Origin of the sequence: Pelatocladus sp. BLCC-F211 (genome assembly GCF_041928655.1) — a bacterium.
Lineage (GTDB): Bacteria > Cyanobacteriota > Cyanobacteriia > Cyanobacteriales > Nostocaceae > Pelatocladus.
The window spans coordinates 121,247-139,156 of sequence record NZ_JBHFLM010000123.1 but is presented as its reverse complement, the minus strand read 5'-3'; the positions used below and the strand labels follow the sequence as shown (position 1 = coordinate 139,156).

Genomic DNA, 17,910 nt, shown 5'->3' with positions numbered 1-17,910 from the left:
CAACTATTACCCATTACTCATTACCCATTACCCATTACCCAATCTCGAAAATATATGTATTTTTCATCAAAGATGGTGGATAATACTGGGAATTTATGTATAAATCAGCAGTGTATAAATTTCATAATCTACCAAATATTTTAGTAAGTAGTTTCACACTAGCGATCGCCTCTGTTACTTCTTTCGCCTCCTTGATCGCTGTGATGAATACTGCTTTTGCCCAAGAAAAAAATATTCCCGTTTGTCAGTCTCCCAAACCCGGTGAATATGTGTTACTGGTGATCAGTCCAACTACAGATAGTCGGAATCAATTGCGTCGTGCTTTACCGCCTGAGCTTAAGAGTACAACGTGTAAATATCTTAACGATACAGTAACTAGAATCGGTGGATTTACTAAAATTGATGATGCTAACCGTTGGGCTAGATATGTCAATAGCATTGCGGGTTTGTCGGCTATTATCACCACTCGACCAGGACAGGTAGCAGCAGCACCGACTCAAACACTAAGTTTTCAACCTCAACGTTTGGGAAATGGTTTTGCTGTGTTAGTAGATTATTTCAACCGTCCAGAACTCGCAAATCAAGTAAAGCAAGCAGTGGGGGGTGATGTGGGTTTTGCAGCTTATGGGCAACGCCATTACTTGCTAGCGACTTATACAACTAATCAGAAAGACGCATACAGTACATTAAAGAAGCTTTCAGAACGAGGTTTTTTTGCAGTGATTGTTGATAGTAGTAAGGTAACGCTGTTGCGATCGGCAGTGGCCGTACCACAAAATTAAGTTGGTCATTTGTCATTGGTCATTGGTCAACAACCACTAACTACTAACAAGGATACGCCCACACCAAATCAGAGATTATGGTGTGGGAGGATATCACTTATAAGCATAACTAGCTAAACAAGAGATGGTGATACCTAATGCCGAGCCAGCTATCACCTGAAATGGTGTGTGTCCCAGCAATTCCTTGAGGCGATCGCCTGTAAACTCTGGGTGTTCGTGAAACAATTCATCAATCATTTGATTGAGAATGCGAGCTTGTTTGCCAGCAGCTTGACGGACTCCAGCTGCATCGTACATAACAATAATCGCAAAAACTGTGGCCAGGGCAAATTCAGCAGAAGCCCAACCATGAGTTTGCCCCACACCAACTGCTAAAGCCGTAACTAAAGCTGAATGAGCGCTGGGCATACCTCCGGTTGTGACTAAAACACTCACATTCAATTTCCGATTTTTGACTAGTTCAATGATGAGCTTCAAAGCTTGAGCTATCAAACAAGCTACTAGAGCAACCACCAGCACCCGGTTGTCTAAAATATTGCCTATATCCTGCATGGTATTTTGGTCAGGTTAATAACAATGAGCAGCAGTTGTGTGTTTGTGTGTGAGTAGGTAATAGATGCAACCAAAAATCCTCAATTAACCCAGTGCTGTGCAGCAGAAAATCAGTGTAGACGCGTAGCAGCTTGCCGCAGGCTACAGTCAATCAATAACCAGTAACTGATAACTGATAACTAATGATTAATAACAGCCTAGTGACTGCGACTGGTGATAAAATGAGCTAGTGCCACTAATGGTTCTGCTGCTTTCCCAAACGGTTCTAATTCTGCACAAGCAGATTCAATGAGCTGTTGGGCTTGTTTTTGAGATTTTTCAATTCCCCACAGGCTTGGATAAGTTACTTTCTTAGCTTTTTGATCTTTACCGACACTTTTTCCTAGCTGTTCTTGCGTAGAGGTGATATCTAAGATGTCATCAATAATCTGAAAAGCTAGTCCAATATTTTTGGCATATCGAGACAGCCTTTGTACATTGTCTTCGGATGTCCCTGCCAAGATACCACCACAAACTACACTTGCTTCTAAAAGCGCTCCTGTTTTGTGATTATGAATAAAATTGAGTGTTTCGGAAGAAATATCCGATTTTCCTTCTGATTCTAGATCAAGTACCTGACCACCCACCAAACCAGCAGCTCCGACTGCACGCCCCAGAATCGCAACTACTCGTAATACTCGCTCTGCTGGTACATCTTTGGTATTTATTGCTACATATTCAAAAGAATAAGCTAATAAGCCGTCTCCAGCCAAAACTGCGATATCTTCGCCGTATACCTTGTGATTGGTGAGTTTACCGCGACGATAATCATCGTTATCCATAGCGGGCAAATCATCGTGAATCAAAGACATGGTATGAATCATCTCCAGCGCACACGCAGTTGGCATAGCCATGGAGATTTTGCCACCAGTCATTTCACAGGTTGCAAGGCAAATAATCGGACGCAAGCGCTTACCTCCAGCTAAAAGAGAGTAGCGCATTGCTTCATAAATCTTTTCGGGATAACTCACGGTAATAGCCTGTTCCAAAGCTATTTCACATAGCTTTTGTCTTTCTTTTAAATAGGTAATGAGGTCAAAATTGGCTTTTTCTGGAGTTAGTTTCAGGTTATCCGTTGTTACCATCCTTAATTTCCTTAAATTTCTGTTATTTAAGTAACAATTTTAAGGGAAAGAGTCATTGCTCAATAGTCAATAGTCGATGGTCAATGGTCAATAGTTTTTCACAAATGACAATAGACAAATGACAATGAGCAATAATCACTCTTTAGTCTTTAAGCGTTGGCTATAGCTATCCACCGTATTTTGCAATAACATGGCGACAGTCATAGGGCCAACACCGCCAGGAACTGGGGTGAGGAACTCTACCACATTTGCAACTGATTCAAAGTGGACATCGCCGACTAGGCGACTATTACCACTAGCATCGATGACACGATTTATCCCCACATCTACCACAACAGCGCCTGGTTTAACCATCTGAGCTGTAATTAGTTCTGGACGGCCAACAGCTGCAATTAAAATATCAGCGTTTTTAGTTATGGCTGCGAGATCCTGCGATCGCGAATGGGCAATTGTCACTGTTGCATCAGCTTCTAAAAGCATCAATGCCAATGGTTTACCCACCAAAATACTACGCCCTAGCACTACCGCTTGTTTAGAGCGCAAGGAAATTTCATATTCCTGCAACAGGCGCATAACTCCAGCTGGTGTACAACTGCGTAAACCGGGTTCACCCCGCACTAGCTTTCCCATATTTACTGGGTGCAATCCATCGGCATCTTTGTTGGGATCTATTTGGTGTAATAAAGAAATCGCATCTAGATGACTGGGTAGGGGCAGTTGTACGAGAATACCATCCACTCGTTCATCTTGATTGAGGTTGTGAATAACTTCTTCAAGTTCAGCTTGAGTGGTTTGTGTGGAAAAATGCTTACCAAAAGAGGCCATACCAATTTTCGCACAGGCTTTTTCTTTTCCGCGCACATAAGCAGCTGAGGCTGGGTTATCGCCTACCATTAGCACTGCTAAACCGGGCGGTCGTCCCATTTGGGGTTGTAATCTGGTAATAGTAGCAGATAATTCTTGCTGAATTTTTGTTGCTAGGGCTTTACCATCAAGCAGTTTTGCAGTGTTTGTTTCCATTAGATTAACAATTACCCATTACCAATTACCCATTACCCATTTTCTCAGATTGGTTGCTTCAATTGAGAGTGTCTTTTTGGTGGTGAGAACATAGACTAAATGGGAACTGATTCATTCTAAATAGCGACGAACCAACCATTGATGCCAAAATTCTCTCCCAGGGTATCTTTTATGCTACAGGCACAAGAATTTTACACCAATTTGAAAAAAGAATGTGACAGATGGATTGACAGAACTCATATCTACAAGGCGATTCCCAATCCAAAATCTCATCCCAATCCAAAATCTATAGACGCTTCTGCGGCTACTTACCCTTCGGGAACCCTTTCAGGGAACAGAAGCCACTACTCTACGAGAAGCCGGACTTCGTCCGTCTACGTGTCGAAGCGCAGGGTAATCCAAAATCCAAAATCGTATTACCTTCCTTTCACGGTTTTCCATTTGGGATTGACTTACTTTCTCATGGCAGGATTAATAAGTTGTGGTAATTTTACTTTTTCTGGTATCAATGCGATCGGTGCAAATGTGACTCCAATTCGAGAACTGCGATCGCAACCAGATAGTAATACAACAGTATACATCCAAGGCAAGGTTGAAAAAATTGCTCCCCTGTTAAAAAAACAAGCCTATCTAGTAAAGGACGAGACTGGTAAAATTTGGGCTATCACCAATCAAACAAATTTGCAAGTCGGAGATCAAGTAGTAATTAAAGGTCAAATTCGCTACCGTAGTATTCCCATTGCAGGCAAAGAATATGGGGAAGTTTATATAGAAGAAAGGTAATAATAATAACGTCACACTTTCCCAATCAAAAATTTATGAGTAAGCAATTGGTGCATGTAGCGATCGCTATTCTCTATCAAAAAGACAAATTTCTGATGCAACTGCGCGATAACATCCCCAATATTCTCTACCCTGGTTACTGGGGACTCTTTGGTGGACACATTGAACCTGGAGAAACCCCAGATATAGCTGTCAAGCGAGAAGTTTTAGAGGAAATTGGCTATAATCTACCACCAATGGTGTCTGAGTTTGGCTGCTATGCAGATGATTCTGTGGTGCGTCACGTCTTCCAAGCACCGTTGTTGGTGGAATTAAACCAACTTGTTCTCAACGAAGGTTGGGATATGGGTTTAGTAACGCTAGAAGACATTCACCAGGGACAATGTTATTCCCAAATTGCAGGGGAAATCCGCCCTCTTGGACCAGTACATCAGCGAATTTTGTTAGATTTTATGAGACACAAAATGGTTAGTGGTTAGTGATTAGTATGCAATCTGTAAATCAGCTACCCAGATGGTTAACTTTAGCTTTAGCATTTCCTTTGCTCATCTTAAATGGTTGGGTATTGCTTCAGGTAATTAATTATTTTCAACCTTTAGTAAGCATTGTTGTTGCGGCTATTTTATTAGCTTTTATTCTGGATTATCCGATTCGATTTGTGCAAGAGAGAGGCGTACAACGTAATCTTGCCATATCTGGAGTACTTCTTTTGGCTGTACTAATATTGGTAGGTTTAGGTATTACTTTAGTACCGCTAATTATACAACAACTCAACGAATTAGCTAATATTTTGCCCACATGGATAGATTCTGGGAGACAACAACTACAAGCTTTGCAAAATTGGGCAACAACAGAACAGTTACCTTTTCATTTAAGTGGATTAATCCCCCAACTTCTCGATAGAATCTCCAACCAAATTCAAAATTTTACAGGTAAAATCTTGAGCTTTGCTTTAGATACTATTGGTAGCTTGGTCAATGTTTTATTAACAGTAGTACTGACTTTTTACTTAGTCTTAAATGGCGAACGTCTTTGGGATGGGATATTTTTGTGGTTTCCATCTCATATTGGCTTACAAGTGCGTCAGTCATTACGAGAAGACTTTCAAAATTATTTTATTGGACAAGTAACATTAGCGACTATCTTAGCATCAGGAATTACCCTAGCTTTTTTAGCGTTACGAGTTCCTTTAAGTTTACTTTTTGGATTAGTAATTGGTTTTTTTGCTTTGTTTCCTTTTGGTACAGGAATAGGTATTACTATAGTAAGTTCTTTAGTAGCATTAAGTAATTTTTGGTTAGGGGTTGAAGCTTTAACTGTAGCAGTAGCAATTGACCAATTTAACTACAACTTTGTTGCTCCTCGCATTCTGAGTAATTTAACTGGTTTAAACCCAGTTTGGGTAGTCATCTCTTTATTAATAGGAGCAAAATTAGGGGGATTATTAGGACTTTTAGTTGCAATTCCCTTAGGAAGTTTTATCAAAAGTGTTGGTGATAATTGGCGTGAAGGAAAATTCACTCCAGCAACTGACGAAGATGTTAAATACAGTTCCGAAATTCAGACAGCCAGAAATCTTTGAATCACTTCCTGGCTAAGTTCATCAGTAGAACCAGAAGCGACAATCCCGCCTTTTTGCATAGCGTAATAATAATCAGCTTGGCGGACAAAGTGTAGGTGTTGTTCGACTAATAAAACAGAAATACCAGTAGTCGCAACAATGCGACGGACTGCGGCTTCAATTTCGAGAATAATCGAAGGTTGAATTCCTTCTGTGGGTTCATCTAGTAAAAGTAACTGGGGTTGTCCCATTAAAGCACGAGCGATCGCTAATTGTTGTTGCTGTCCACCACTTAAATCACCACCCATGCGCGTCAGCATAGTTTTCAAAACCGGAAATAGCGTCAAAATCTCTTCCGAAATTTCTTGATTTTTCCCTTGCTTTCTTCTCGCTTCTAAACCTAATAAAAGATTTTCCTTCACTGTTAAACGTGGTATGATTTCCCGTCCTTGGGGTACATAACCAATACCCATTTTTGCCCTTTGATCGGGAGATTTGGAATTAATTATAGTCTCAGCCAAGGTAATTGTACCACCACGGGGTTTGAGTAACCCCATAATTGTTTTGAGGAGAGTTGTTTTCCCTACACCATTGCGTCCGATGAGACAAACCATTTGTCCATCTGGCACATTCAAATCTACATTCCGAAGAATGTGACTTTCGCCGTAATAAACATCGAGATTAGATATTTGCAACATTATTTTGGTTATTTGTCATTGGTCATTGGTCATTGGTCATTTGTCATTGGGAAGAGACTTGTTAAATAATTCTTCCTTGTCCTCCTTGTCTCCCTTGTCCCCTTTGTTCACATATCAATCTTGCTGTTGTCCCAAATAAACCTCAATCACACGAGGATCATTTTGCACTTCTTCGATATTACCTTCACACAACACCGAACCTTGATGGAGAACTGTAACTTTCCTGGCTATTTGGCGCACAAATTCCATATCATGTTCAATCACTAAAATTGAATGACTCTGTGCTAACGCCAAAAGTAATTCTCCGACATTATAAGTTTCTTCATCAGTTAAACCAGCCACAGGTTCATCAACGAGTAATAAATCAGGAGATTGGGCGACTAGCATCCCTATTTCTAAACGTTGTTTTTCGCCGTGAGAAAGTAAACCGGCTGGGATATCTGCTTTATTTCTTAAACCTATAGTTTCTAATAATCCTTTGATGCTATTTTTTTCAGCATTACTCGAACGTCCGAATAAAGTAGAAAATACATTCTTATTACGATTACTAGTCAGTTCCAGATTTTCACGAGGCGTTAAATTCAGGTATATGCGAGGAGTTTGGAATTTGCGACCAATTCCTAAACGTGCAATTTGATGTTCTTTGAGAAAACGGAGATTTTTACCCTGAAATAATACCCTTCCTTTTGTGGGTTGGACTTTACCTGTGATCACATCCAAAAAAGTTGTTTTACCAGCACCATTCGGACCAATTACTACTCGTAATTCCCCTACATCCATGCTAAAGTTCAATTGATTTAATGCCTGAAAACCATCAAAAGTCACAGTGAGGTTTTCAGTTTCCAAGATTTTGACGTTCATGCTGCACTTCGGGGTCTTGTTCTAAACTGGGATAAGTAGCAATTTGAGAAGGACGTTGTAAAAGCGAAAATTTTTGCTCACGTAACCATCCAACTATTCCATCTGGTAGGACTGTCACGACTATTAAAAATAGTGCGCCTTGGAAAAATAGCCAGATTTCAGAAAATTGTTCGCTCAGAAAAACACGAGCATAATTAACAAGCAAAGTACCTAAAATTGCTCCTACTAACGTGGCGCGTCCCCCCACCGCCACCCAAATTACCATTTCAATTGAGAAAGCAATATCCATAGCTCTGGGTGATATAGAACCACTTTGCAAAGTGTAAAATGCTCCGGCGATTCCTGCTATTGCTCCCGAAACAGCAAAAACCAACACTTTGAATTCTGTAGGATTGTAACCAGAAAAACGCACCCGACTTTCATCATCACGAATTGCGATGAGCAACCTACCGAAACGTCCACTTGTTAACCAGCGACAAAGAGCGTAGGTAGCAACAAGAAACAATACCGTGATAGTATAGAAAACAAACTGCGTTTTTGCATCGCTAACTGTTGCTTTAAATAAAGTTGTAAAATCTATTAACCCATTCGTACCATTAAAAAGTTTTTGTTGACCATTAAAGAAATTGAAAAAAACAATTGTCGCCGCTTGCGTCAAAATCGAAAAATATACACCTTTCAAACGATTACGAAATACTAAATATCCTAATAATCCTGCTAAGATTGCGGGGATAACTACTACAGCAACAACCGCAAAAGGAAACGAATAAAAAGGTTTCCAAAACCACGGTAATTCCGTCACCCCATACAATCCCATAAAATCAGGTAACTCACCTTGGGGAACTTGCAGTTTCAGGTACATCGCGATCGCATATCCACCCAAACCAAAGAAAATCCCATGTCCCAAACTCAACAACCCGGTATAACCCCAAATTAAATCTATACCTAAAGCCACAATCGCCAGCGATAAAAATCGTCCCAGCAAATTCAGTCGAAAGTTAGACAAAATAACAGGCATAATCAAAATTAGGATGAGTGCGATCGCCACCACCACCCCCACTTCAATGAAAATTAATCTTCTTCTATTTCTTTTCATATCAGGTTCAGATAATTAGTTGTACTTACCACAGTCATTGCACCCCACCCCGGTTTTGGCGCTAGACAAAACCGGGGTGGGGTTCAAAGGGAATTATTAAGTAATCAAACGAACCTGAGATCATATTCTTTCAATCTCCAATCCCCATTCCCTGTTCGCCAATTTAAACATCAACACTACGACCCTTCTGTGGAAAAATACCAGCAGGTTTCCACTGTAAAAACGCAATAATCAACGCAAACACCATCACCCTCGCCATACTCGTTGTTGCAAAAAACGTAAACACATCTGCTAAAGGCTGAACAGGAGTCAATAACAAAGCCAGAGTTCCAGAACCAATCAAAAAATTAACCGTTCCAATCGCCAATGCTGCCACAATACTACCGATCAAGTTGCCTACACCACCCACAACCACAACCATAAAAGTATCGATAATATAATTTTGACCTGTATTTGGCCCCACAGAACCTAGTAAACTAATCGCACATCCAGCTACACCAGCTAATCCCGAACCCAGTGCAAAAGTCATTGCATCAACTTTTTGTGTCGGGATACCCAAACAAGCACTCATACTGCGATTTTGTGTGACAGCGCGAATTCTTAATCCCCAATTTGAGCGTTGTAAAAATAGGTAAATACCCACCACACAAATAATCGTCAAAGCAATAATAAATAACCTCGCAAAAGGTAATTGCACACCACCCAAAGACATACCCCCTCGTAACCAACTAGGTGCAGTCACATCTACATTTTGAGCGCCAAACCAAGGTTGAGTCACTGCTAATTTATAAGTAGTGCTTAAAAAGTTGCTGACAGCGATTGTCACCCCTAAAGAAAGTAACAAGATTACTGTTACAATCCAGTTACGAACTCGTCCTAAATTTGTGCGGGAATTCAAAACCCATAAACCACCAAAAAATAATAAACAAAATAGCGCGATCGCAATTACCAAAACCCAATTCACACTGCGAACAAACTGCTGTAAAATTAAACTCACACCCCAAGTTGCCAACAGAGTTTCTAGAGGACGTTTGTAGAGATAACGCACCACACCTCTTTCTAGAACTAACCCCACAACTGCTGTTAATAAAAAAGCAAAAATCAGAGCAAAAAATATATAACTCTCCAACCAGATTCCACCGAGTTGTTTACTAGCATTTTGCACCACAAATGTGGTATATGCTCCCAACATCATCAACTCGCCATGTGCCATATTAATGACACCCATCAGTCCAAAGACAATGGCTAGACCTAATGCTGCAATTAACAACACAGCACCGATACTAATACCATTAAATATGGCATCCAAAAATCCTGCTAACACATTTCCCCCAAGCAGCTATCAATCCAATTCAATATTCTTAGTGTCTTCGTGTCTACCCTACGGGAAGCCGCTGGCGCGTCTATGTGTTTCAAAAAATATTTTTTTCACCACGAAGACACCAAGACACCAAGAAAAATTCATCGGTTAAACTTTGTATTTACCACCTTTATTTGGGTCTGACCAATCACAAGCAAATCCCTTGGTTTCTTTCACAAATTGATTCCAAGGAATTGGGTCAACTGGTGCGGGAGTTGCATAGACAATCTTAAACAAACCATCATCTCTGACTTCACCAATCCGCACAATTTTGGATATGTGATGGTTGGCTTCCATTGTAACTCGTCCTTCGGGTGCATTCAGGGTTTGACCGTAGGCTGCGGTGCGGACTTTTGCGATGTCGGTAGAATTGGCTTTTTCGACTGCTTGTTTCCACAAATAAACTCCGATATATGCAGCTTCCATCGGATCATTGGTGACGCGATCATTACCATATTCTTTCTTAAAAGCTTCGACAAATTTTTTATTTTCGGGAGTATCAACTGTCATAAAATAATTCCAAGCGGCGTAGTGTCCTTTAAGATAATCAACACCGATGGCTTTAACTTCTTCTTCAGCAATACTTACAGACATGGTAGGATATTTATCTGGTGTTAAACCAGCACCTTGCAATTGTTTGAAGAATGCAACGTTGCTATCACCATTTAAGGTATTGAAAATTACGCCTCCGTTGGGCAAAGTTTGTTTAATTTTGGTGATAATAGGCGTAACTTCTGTGTTACCAAGTGGTAAGTAATCTTCACCGACTGTTTTACCACTTTTTGCTTGTAATTGCGCTTTAATAATTGTGTTTGCTGTGCGGGGAAAAACGTAGTCGGAACCAACTAAAAAGAATTCTTTGCCTTTATTTTTGAGTAGCCAATCAACAGCAGGTTCAATTTGTTGATTGGGAGCAGCGCCAGTGTAGAAAATGTTATTAGAACATTCTTGACCTTCATACTGCACCGGATACCAAAGCATATGGTTTTTGCTTTCAAATACCGGCTTAACATTCTTACGGCTAGCAGAAGTCCAGCAACCAAAAACTACAGCAACTTTATCTTGATCAATTAGTTTGGTGGCTTTTTCCCTAAATGTATCCCAGTTGGAAGCACCATCTTCAACAATCGCTTCAATTTGTTTACCTAAGACACCGCCAGCAGCATTGATTTCTTTAATTGCTAATTTTTCGGCATCGACAACGCTTTTTTCACTGATAGACATTGTGCCGCTAAGAGAATGCAAAATTCCCACTTTAATGGTGTTTCCATTACTCGCAGCACTGACAGGAGAAGCTGCATCAGATGCGACTGGAGTTGGATTTTCTGCGGTATTTGTAGAAGAATTGTTAGCACAAGCCTTTAAGAAAAAAGTTCCTCCAAAAGATGCGGAACCATAGACCAAAAATTTACGCCGATTAATTCTCATATCTAAATTGTTTTCAAACGAATTAGCTAAAAACTTTTGCAAGCATGTTAGTGTTACATTTAACTCGGAAACAGTCTATTTTGATACTGTTTGTTATCAAAGATTAATAATAAGTCATTGGTCATTGGTCATTGGTCATTGGTAAGGGTTTTAGACATGTTTGCTTTTCGTAACTCCCGTTATGTTTATTCCCGCCGACTTACTTAAACAAAATTAATTACATATTCCCGATAATTAGAATCAGGGGGATTTGGACAAGGACGCCTTGTTGGATCGCGCTTTGCGCCTCTCAATCAACAATTTTTTTTCTTTCTCCATTAATAAATTAAGGGGCTTGTATCCTTACACAGCCTGTGTTCTCACTTCCTCAAAAAATTTTCCTTTACCTCTTGACAATCATCTGTTCATCTGACATATTTGTATATATGCAAAGTTTGCGGGTATAGCTCAGTGGTAGAGCGTCACCTTGCCAAGGTGAATGTCGCGCGTTCGAATCGCGTTACCCGCTTTGGAAAAAATTAATGCCTTGTGTAGAACTCAACCATATTAATTCACAGAGGTTATGTGTTTGTAATGAGGACTTAAGTCCTCAAATCTTTAAGCAATAAAGTGCTTACTACGAACCTGTAATTGGTAATTGGGGTATTAACTAAAGGAAACGGAGCATCGCAGCTACAATATATTAAAACTTCACAAATTCCTCAAAATTATTGCCTAATCTCAAAGATATATCAGCTTTTAGATTCAATCTAAAATCTTAAATCTAAAAAAGACAATCTTTGAGGTGAAGCATGAAAATCCAAAAAAGAATCGGCATTTTGACCAGTGGAGGAGACTGTCCGGGATTAAATGCCGTGATCAGAGCAGTGGTTAGTCATGCTACCCTCACTTATGACTGGCAAGTATTAGGAATACCCTACGCGACCAGAGGTTTACTAGAACAAAAAGCAATTCCGCTTTCATTTCACGGTTTAGATTTACGTGGGATTGACCCATTGTTAAATATGGGTGGGACAATTCTTGGCAGTATTAATAAAGGTGATACTTTAGCACAGATTGATAACATACTCAAGGGTTACAAAGCGCTAGAACTCAGTGCCTTAATTGGTATAGGAGGAGATGGTAGTTTAGCGATTCTGAATGAATTGCAAACTAAAGGCGACTGGCAGTTTATTGCTATCCCCAAAACAATTGATAATGATGTAGCGTTAACTGAACGGGTAGTTGGTTTTGATACCGCAGTCAATACAATTGTCGATTCACTCAATCGCCTAACCTTTACAGCAGCAAGTCACGATCGCGTCATGATTGTAGAAGTAATGGGGCGTAGTGCTGGACACCTAGCCTTGCAAGCCGGAATTGCAGGCGGGGCTGATATAATTTTAATTCCAGAAATTCCTTATTCGATCAAAGACGTTTGTTTGCACTTACAACAATTACGCGATCGCTGGGGACGGAAATTTGCGATCGTTGTAGTTGCTGAAGGTGCAAAAGTAGCTGATGATTCCTGTTGCTATACATCATGTCAAACGCCTAGCTGCGGAATGGGACAGTACATCGCCGAAGAAATTCGCAATTGTAGCCACAATCAACTTGATATTCGAGTTTCCGTTTTAGGACATATTCAACGCGGTGGGATTCCTTCAGCATTAGACCGATTGGTAGCGACTGCATTTGGTAAAGCTGCGGTTGATTTACTGGCGGCTGGAGAAACAAGAAAAATGGTTGCCTGGCGTAATGGGAAAGTGGAAGCAGTACCATTAGAAATGGTTTTAGATCGCAGTCCTTTACATGTAGATCCGAATGATTATCTAGTGCAAACAGCCCGTGCTTTAGGGATTTATGTCGGAAATAAAGTTGATGTTTCGGTCGCGCTTACTTCCTAAAGTTTTTGAGTAGGTATTAGACAATCTCGAAAGACTCAAAATTTTATTTCATCAGGGTGATTGATATGGCAAATGACAAACATCTTGCTATCCTCGAAAAAGGTGTAAATGCTTGGAATCATTGGAGAATCAAAAATCCAAATTTAGTGCCTGATCTTTCGGAAGCAAATCTTAATTCCATCGTCTTACAATATATAAACTTCAAGGGTGTAAATCTCTCCTTTAGTCAATTATCTGAAGCTAATTTGATGTCGGCTGATTTGACTGGAGCTAATCTTAATGATGCAAACTTATTCAAAGCTTATTTGGTAAGAGCAAACTTCTGCAAAGCTAATCTTTGTCAAGCGAATCTTGAGGGCGCAAATTTGCTCGGGGCAAATCTTTGTGAGGCGGATCTAACTGGCGTAAATCTGAGAAACACAAACCTTAAAGCAACTGATTTAGTCAGGGCTAAATTTATTGAAGCTAATCTGAGCCACACGAGTTGTAATGGTGCTAATTTTTACGGTGCAGACCTGAGCAGAGCTAACTTTGCACATACTAATCTGTCTGAGGCTGATTTAAATGAGGCGGTTCTTAATGAAGCCAATTTTTGGGAAGCAAATCTCAGCGGCGCTCAACTTAGAAAAGCTTCTTTGAAAGATGCCTATATGGTAAAAGCAAATCTGAGTGGAGCGAATTTTAGTGAAGCTAATTTGCAAGATGCAGACCTCATGAAAGCAGACTTAAGCGAAACAAATTTCAGCAACGCCGATTTGACTGGAGCAAATTTGAGAGAAGCAATCATGAACGGAACTAATTTCATTGAGGCTAAACTTAACAGAGTCAATTTTATAAAGACTTTCATGAGTGCTAACTTCGCCTATGCTGACTTGAGTGGAGCAAAATTGAAAGAGGCTGACATGACTGAAGCTAACCTCACTCATGCCAAGCTAGAGAATGTAGAATTATGATTTTCTTAGCTAGAGAGGTGACGCTGTGATTCTGCTCACATCTTTAGCTAATTCAACTTTTTTGAGCGGCTTTTTGATGTCGCACAACCCACTTACGTAATTCATCCGCAATCAAAATCAATGGTGGACATACAAGCAATGCTAACCATTGTGAAGCTTGTAGAGGAGCTGTTGAAAAGATTTTCTGCAATGTTGGGGAGTAGATAATCGATAAAATTAACGCCCATTCCACAGCGATTCCCAACCAAATTAAACGGTTAGTAAAAAAACCTAACTTAAAAATAGAAACTCTTTCAGAACGACTAGCAAAAACATTACCATCTTGACACGCAACGATCGCAGCTAGTGTGACTGTCGTCGCCTGGTAGTAAATCGCCATGGTTTTAGCATTAGCTGAGTGCGATAAAATACTTGGGGCGATTGCTTGCAATTCCGTAATTCCATAGCCATTTGCCCACCAAACTAATAAGAATCCTACCATCCCCGCTAATCCTTCGAGTAAACCCAAAAAACAATAGGCACGCAGCATCAGTGGTAAATCCAGCAACCCTTGGGATTTTGGGCGCGGTGGTTGGACCATTGAACCTTTTTCCGGACGCTCTGCACCTAATGCTAGGGCTGGAAGCATATCTGTTCCTAAGTCAATTGCTAGGATTTGCAGAATTACTAAAGCTGGGGGTATTTTGAACAACACCATTGCTAAAAATGGCAGAAACTCCGCCATGTTGGACGAGAGGATATAAGTAATAAACTTGCGAATATTTTGATAAACTGCTCGTCCCTGTTCAATGGCAATCACGATGGTAGCAAAATTATCATCCACCAAGACAATATCAGCAGCTTCACGGGCAACATCCGTACCATTCATACCCATAGCAATGCCAATGTTAGCAGCGCGTAAGGCTGGTGCATCATTAACGCCATCACCAGTCACAGCGACAACATGCCCCAGGTCTTTATATGCTTGTACTAGCCTTAATTTTTGTTCTGGCATCACTCGCGCAAAAACTAAGCCATGCTTCTGCTTGTGGAGGATTTGACGTAGCTGGGCGTTAGAAAGATGTCCTAGCTGTTCGCCTGTGATAATTTTTGGTTTACCGTTAGATTTATCATTGATTAAACCAATTTTCTGAGCGATCGCACCTGCTGTTAAGCCGTAGTCACCTGTAATCATCGTAACTTGGATACCTGCACGTTGACACAGTGCGATCGCATCCGCAACTTCTGGACGCGGTGGATCGATCATGGCTACAAGTCCAACAAACGTTAGGTCTTGCTCTAAAGAATGATCATCAGATTCCCGTAACTCTGCTCCACCTTGGCGAGTTGCTATCCCCAAAACACGATAACCTTGAGAAGCTAAATGATCATTTGCTACTTCGATTTCTCCTCGTTGTCCTTCTGTTAACTCTTGCTGTTGTCCAGAACACAAAATAAATCGGGAATGTTGCAGTATGTCTAAGGGTGCGCCTTTGGTAAATACTAGTGTTGAATTTTGCTCTCTGAGTGTCGATTGATATGATTGGGAAAAAATAGTATTTTTTAATTCATTATTTAATACAGAAAAATTAGAACTTTTTTCTAGTATTACCGTCATCATTCGGCGGTGGGAGTCAAATGGGATTTCTCGAATCCGTGGTGCTTGCTGCTGCAATTCTTCCAAATGCAAACCAGCTTTAATCGCAACAACTAGTAATGCTGCTTCCGTGGGATCACCTAATGCTTGCCATTGACTTGAACCTTGAGGATGATTTAACCGCGCATTGGAACAAAGCGCTGCACCTGCTAACATTAACTTGATTTGAGATTCAAATTCAGAATTAAAAATTTCTACTTCTCCTTTAGGTTCATAACCCACTCCAGTTACATTAATCTCTCCACCAGGAATCCAAAGCTTACGAACAGTCATTTCATTTTTAGTTAAAGTTCCTGTTTTGTCGGTACAAATTACTGTCGTTGCACTCAATGTTTCCACTGCTGAAAGACGGCGTACCAAAGCATTTTTTCGTGCCATTCGCTTGACACCAATTGCCAAAGCAAGAGTAACTGTTGGTAACAATCCTTCTGGTACAAATGCGACAATAATACCAATTGCAAAAATGAAACTTTCTTTGATTCCCATACCCACTAATAAATTAGTGAGTATAAACACAAGTACCCCCATGCTGATGGCGATCATTGTGATCATGTGAACTACTTTCGATATTTGTATTTCTAAAGTGCTAGGTTCGCGCTTTACGTTCGCGGTCAAATGCGCTACTTGCCCAAATTCTGTATGAGTACCCGTTGCATAAACCACTGCTGTTCCTCGTCCTGAAGCAACCGTAGAACCGGCAAAAACCAAATTCTTAGCCTCTGAACCACGTGTATTTTCTGAGATTACTGGTTCACATGAGCGAGTTACCGGTACAGATTCCCCTGTGAGAACAGACAGGTCTACATAAAATGACTGGCTTTCAACTAGTCGCGCATCAGCAGAAATTTTGTCTCCCTCTTCTAATTGAATAACATCACCTACAACTAACTCCCGTACAGGTAAAATGCATAATTCACCATCACGAAAAACTTTTACTTGGACGGGTAATACTTGTTTTAAAGCAGATAACGCTTTTTCTGCTTGAAATTCCTGCCAAAAACTAAAAATCGCATTAATCCAAATAACCGCCCAAATTGCCCATCCTAATTCCGGTATTTGAGAAACAAATGCTAAAATTCCTGCTACCCACAATAACAAAGCCATGAAATGAGTTAATTGGTCAATAAAACGCAATAATAAAGAACGCGTTTGTGGTTCAGGTAGTTCGTTGTAGCCATTTTGTTTGAGGCGGAAATTGGCTTCAGCTTCGCTCAGTCCTTGCTGATTAGTTGCTAAGGTTTGGTAAACCTGCTCAGGTGTTAATGACCAAATTGGTGAATGTGGAATCATCGCAGTATTTAAGAAAAGATGAAGTGCAGAATATCTGTATATTGCAGTTGTTTTAAATTTTGTTAAGTAATCAGCCAATCCTAGAAATCTTGACTTCTAAGATTGGCTGTATAACCAAGTTTCAAGTTACGACAAGAATTTGAGGAACTTGTGAAGCTAATGATGTGCTTTGATACCCTCACAAGTTTCTCAAGTTTTATATTTAACCTCTAACTTAGAATTTAACGATAACTAAAATTTGTTGATAACCCAATACGGTTCAGTTAAGAAGAAATGTAGGTTGGGTTGAGCGCAAGCGAAACCCAACAAAGCGTTGATAATGTTGGGTTACTCTGCGAGAAGCCGCGCAGGGCGCGTCTACGTTCCTCAAACGCCAGGTGCTACAACTCTTGGGACCCCCGCAACGCACTGGCTCGAAAATTTTTATGCATATAGTCAAGTACAGTCCAGCTACAACTCTTGGGACCCCCGCAACGCACTGGCTCCCCAACCTACGCTAGTTTTAGTTTTTAGCCTTAACTGAACCGTATTGATTTATATCCAACTCACGCTCATTACGTAGTTCCTGAGCCAGATCCGCAAACTCTTCATCTCCCTCAAACACATCCCAATAAAATCTGTCCAAGGATTATTTGCCACTTCTAGCGTCAGCACCTCCATATTTGCCAGTCTAGCTTTAACTTGCTCCTGTAGAGATGCGATCGCTGTGTCACGGGTTTCAGCTTCAACCGTACAATCAGGTAACTCAGGGACTGATGCAATAAAATGTCCCGACTCAGCCTGTTCAACTAGAACATGAAGAGACAGCTTATGTAAACTTGTGACGGCTAGAGAATTTATAAATACTGATGCTAGGTTCTCTTTTCCTATCATAATGCTT

Annotated in this window: 16 protein-coding genes and 1 tRNA gene; 7 read left to right on the top strand and 10 right to left on the bottom strand. The window is 40.4% G+C overall.

Annotation, left to right across the window (positions count from 1 at the left end):
- Positions 1–95 precede the first annotated feature (95 nt).
- Positions 96–782: a hypothetical protein gene (locus tag ACE1AT_RS15265; RefSeq protein WP_374869723.1), complete on the top strand. Its 687-nt coding sequence runs from the start codon at positions 96–98 to the stop codon at positions 780–782.
- A 93-nt stretch (positions 783–875) separates the two neighbouring features.
- Here ACE1AT_RS15265 and ACE1AT_RS15260 read toward each other — a convergent pair whose 3' ends face one another.
- The 3 genes from ACE1AT_RS15260 to folD all read right to left on the bottom strand — a co-directional run bounded on the left by ACE1AT_RS15260 (position 876) and on the right by folD (position 3,478).
- Complete coding sequence (locus ACE1AT_RS15260; protein WP_374869721.1) at positions 876–1,334, bottom strand: divergent PAP2 family protein; 459 nt, start codon at positions 1,332–1,334, stop codon at positions 876–878.
- Between the two features lie 197 nt (positions 1,335–1,531).
- A complete protein-coding gene (crtE, locus tag ACE1AT_RS15255) occupies positions 1,532–2,458 on the bottom strand; it encodes a geranylgeranyl diphosphate synthase CrtE (protein ID WP_374869719.1) in 927 nt (308 codons plus the stop codon).
- Positions 2,459–2,593: 135 nt separating this feature from the next.
- Positions 2,594–3,478, bottom strand: a complete 885-nt coding sequence (folD, locus tag ACE1AT_RS15250; RefSeq protein WP_374869717.1) for a bifunctional methylenetetrahydrofolate dehydrogenase/methenyltetrahydrofolate cyclohydrolase FolD — start codon at positions 3,476–3,478, stop codon at positions 2,594–2,596.
- Positions 3,479–3,649: 171 nt separating this feature from the next.
- On the opposite strand from folD, the gene ACE1AT_RS15245 reads away from it, so the two are divergent.
- Genes ACE1AT_RS15245 through ACE1AT_RS15235 form a run of 3 tightly spaced genes read left to right on the top strand, consistent with a single transcriptional unit; the run spans position 3,650 to position 5,843 of the window.
- A complete protein-coding gene (locus tag ACE1AT_RS15245; protein WP_374869715.1) occupies positions 3,650–4,261 on the top strand; it encodes a DNA-binding protein in 612 nt (203 codons plus the stop codon).
- 35 nt (positions 4,262–4,296) lie between these two features.
- A complete protein-coding gene (locus tag ACE1AT_RS15240; protein ID WP_374869714.1) occupies positions 4,297–4,740 on the top strand; it encodes an NUDIX domain-containing protein in 444 nt (147 codons plus the stop codon).
- An 8-nt stretch (positions 4,741–4,748) separates the two neighbouring features.
- A complete protein-coding gene (locus ACE1AT_RS15235) occupies positions 4,749–5,843 on the top strand; it encodes an AI-2E family transporter (protein ID WP_374869712.1) in 1,095 nt (364 codons plus the stop codon).
- Here the strand turns inward: ACE1AT_RS15235 and urtE are convergent.
- The 5 genes from urtE to urtA form a co-directional block, all read right to left on the bottom strand.
- The gene (urtE, locus tag ACE1AT_RS15230) at positions 5,822–6,520 is read right to left on the bottom strand and encodes an urea ABC transporter ATP-binding subunit UrtE (protein ID WP_374869710.1); all 699 of its coding nucleotides are present in this window, start codon (positions 6,518–6,520) and stop codon (positions 5,822–5,824) included. The genes ACE1AT_RS15235 and urtE overlap by 22 nt on opposite strands.
- Positions 6,521–6,634: 114 nt before the next feature.
- Positions 6,635–7,381, bottom strand: coding sequence for an urea ABC transporter ATP-binding protein UrtD (gene urtD, locus ACE1AT_RS15225; protein ID WP_374869708.1), 747 nt, complete (start codon positions 7,379–7,381; stop codon positions 6,635–6,637).
- On the bottom strand, positions 7,356–8,477 hold the full coding sequence (urtC, locus tag ACE1AT_RS15220; protein WP_374869706.1) for an urea ABC transporter permease subunit UrtC: 1,122 nt from the start codon (positions 8,475–8,477) through the stop codon (positions 7,356–7,358). The genes urtD and urtC overlap by 26 nt, the downstream gene beginning before the upstream one ends.
- Positions 8,478–8,640: 163 nt before the next feature.
- Positions 8,641–9,801, bottom strand: a complete 1,161-nt coding sequence (gene urtB / locus ACE1AT_RS15215) for an urea ABC transporter permease subunit UrtB (protein WP_374869704.1) — start codon at positions 9,799–9,801, stop codon at positions 8,641–8,643.
- A 144-nt stretch (positions 9,802–9,945) separates the two neighbouring features.
- A complete protein-coding gene (gene urtA, locus ACE1AT_RS15210; RefSeq protein WP_374869702.1) occupies positions 9,946–11,265 on the bottom strand; it encodes an urea ABC transporter substrate-binding protein in 1,320 nt (439 codons plus the stop codon).
- Positions 11,266–11,701: 436 nt separating this feature from the next.
- Here urtA and ACE1AT_RS15205 point away from each other — a divergent pair.
- The 3 genes from ACE1AT_RS15205 (at position 11,702) to ACE1AT_RS15195 (ending at position 14,104) form a co-directional block, all read left to right on the top strand.
- Positions 11,702–11,773: transfer RNA gene (locus ACE1AT_RS15205), tRNA-Gly, on the top strand.
- A gap of 289 nt (positions 11,774–12,062) precedes the next feature.
- Complete coding sequence (locus ACE1AT_RS15200; protein WP_374869772.1) at positions 12,063–13,151, top strand: ATP-dependent 6-phosphofructokinase; 1,089 nt, start codon at positions 12,063–12,065, stop codon at positions 13,149–13,151.
- 65 nt (positions 13,152–13,216) lie between these two features.
- Positions 13,217–14,104, top strand: a complete 888-nt coding sequence (locus tag ACE1AT_RS15195; protein WP_374869700.1) for a pentapeptide repeat-containing protein — start codon at positions 13,217–13,219, stop codon at positions 14,102–14,104.
- Positions 14,105–14,156: 52 nt separating this feature from the next.
- Here the strand turns inward: ACE1AT_RS15195 and ACE1AT_RS15190 are convergent, their stop codons facing one another.
- Positions 14,157–17,030, bottom strand: coding sequence for a cation-translocating P-type ATPase (locus ACE1AT_RS15190; protein ID WP_374869698.1), 2,874 nt, complete (start codon positions 17,028–17,030; stop codon positions 14,157–14,159).
- 534 nt (positions 17,031–17,564) lie between these two features.
- Positions 17,565–17,903: a type II toxin-antitoxin system HicB family antitoxin gene (locus ACE1AT_RS15185; protein WP_374869696.1), complete on the bottom strand. Its 339-nt coding sequence runs from the start codon at positions 17,901–17,903 to the stop codon at positions 17,565–17,567.
- Positions 17,904–17,910: the final 7 nt, after the last annotated feature.

Bases quoted from the DNA above. Each gene is read 5' to 3' on its own strand.
- urtC (WP_374869706.1), bottom strand. From the start codon at position 8,477: ATGAAAAGAAATAGAAGAAGATTAATTTTCATTGAAGTGGGGGTGGTG.
- urtE (WP_374869710.1), bottom strand. From the start codon at position 6,520: ATGTTGCAAATATCTAATCTCGATGTTTATTACGGCGAAAGTCACATT.
- folD (WP_374869717.1), bottom strand. From the start codon at position 3,478: ATGGAAACAAACACTGCAAAACTGCTTGATGGTAAAGCCCTAGCAACA.
- ACE1AT_RS15240 (WP_374869714.1), top strand. From the start codon at position 4,297: ATGAGTAAGCAATTGGTGCATGTAGCGATCGCTATTCTCTATCAAAAA.
- ACE1AT_RS15265 (WP_374869723.1), top strand. From the start codon at position 96: ATGTATAAATCAGCAGTGTATAAATTTCATAATCTACCAAATATTTTA.
- ACE1AT_RS15245 (WP_374869715.1), top strand. From the start codon at position 3,650: ATGCTACAGGCACAAGAATTTTACACCAATTTGAAAAAAGAATGTGAC.
- crtE (WP_374869719.1), bottom strand. From the start codon at position 2,458: ATGGTAACAACGGATAACCTGAAACTAACTCCAGAAAAAGCCAATTTT.
- ACE1AT_RS15195 (WP_374869700.1), top strand. From the start codon at position 13,217: ATGGCAAATGACAAACATCTTGCTATCCTCGAAAAAGGTGTAAATGCT.
- ACE1AT_RS15185 (WP_374869696.1), bottom strand. From the start codon at position 17,903: ATGATAGGAAAAGAGAACCTAGCATCAGTATTTATAAATTCTCTAGCC.
- urtA (WP_374869702.1), bottom strand. From the start codon at position 11,265: ATGAGAATTAATCGGCGTAAATTTTTGGTCTATGGTTCCGCATCTTTT.
- ACE1AT_RS15260 (WP_374869721.1), bottom strand. From the start codon at position 1,334: ATGCAGGATATAGGCAATATTTTAGACAACCGGGTGCTGGTGGTTGCT.
- urtD (WP_374869708.1), bottom strand. From the start codon at position 7,381: ATGAACGTCAAAATCTTGGAAACTGAAAACCTCACTGTGACTTTTGAT.
- ACE1AT_RS15235 (WP_374869712.1), top strand. From the start codon at position 4,749: ATGCAATCTGTAAATCAGCTACCCAGATGGTTAACTTTAGCTTTAGCA.
- ACE1AT_RS15190 (WP_374869698.1), bottom strand. From the start codon at position 17,030: ATGATTCCACATTCACCAATTTGGTCATTAACACCTGAGCAGGTTTAC.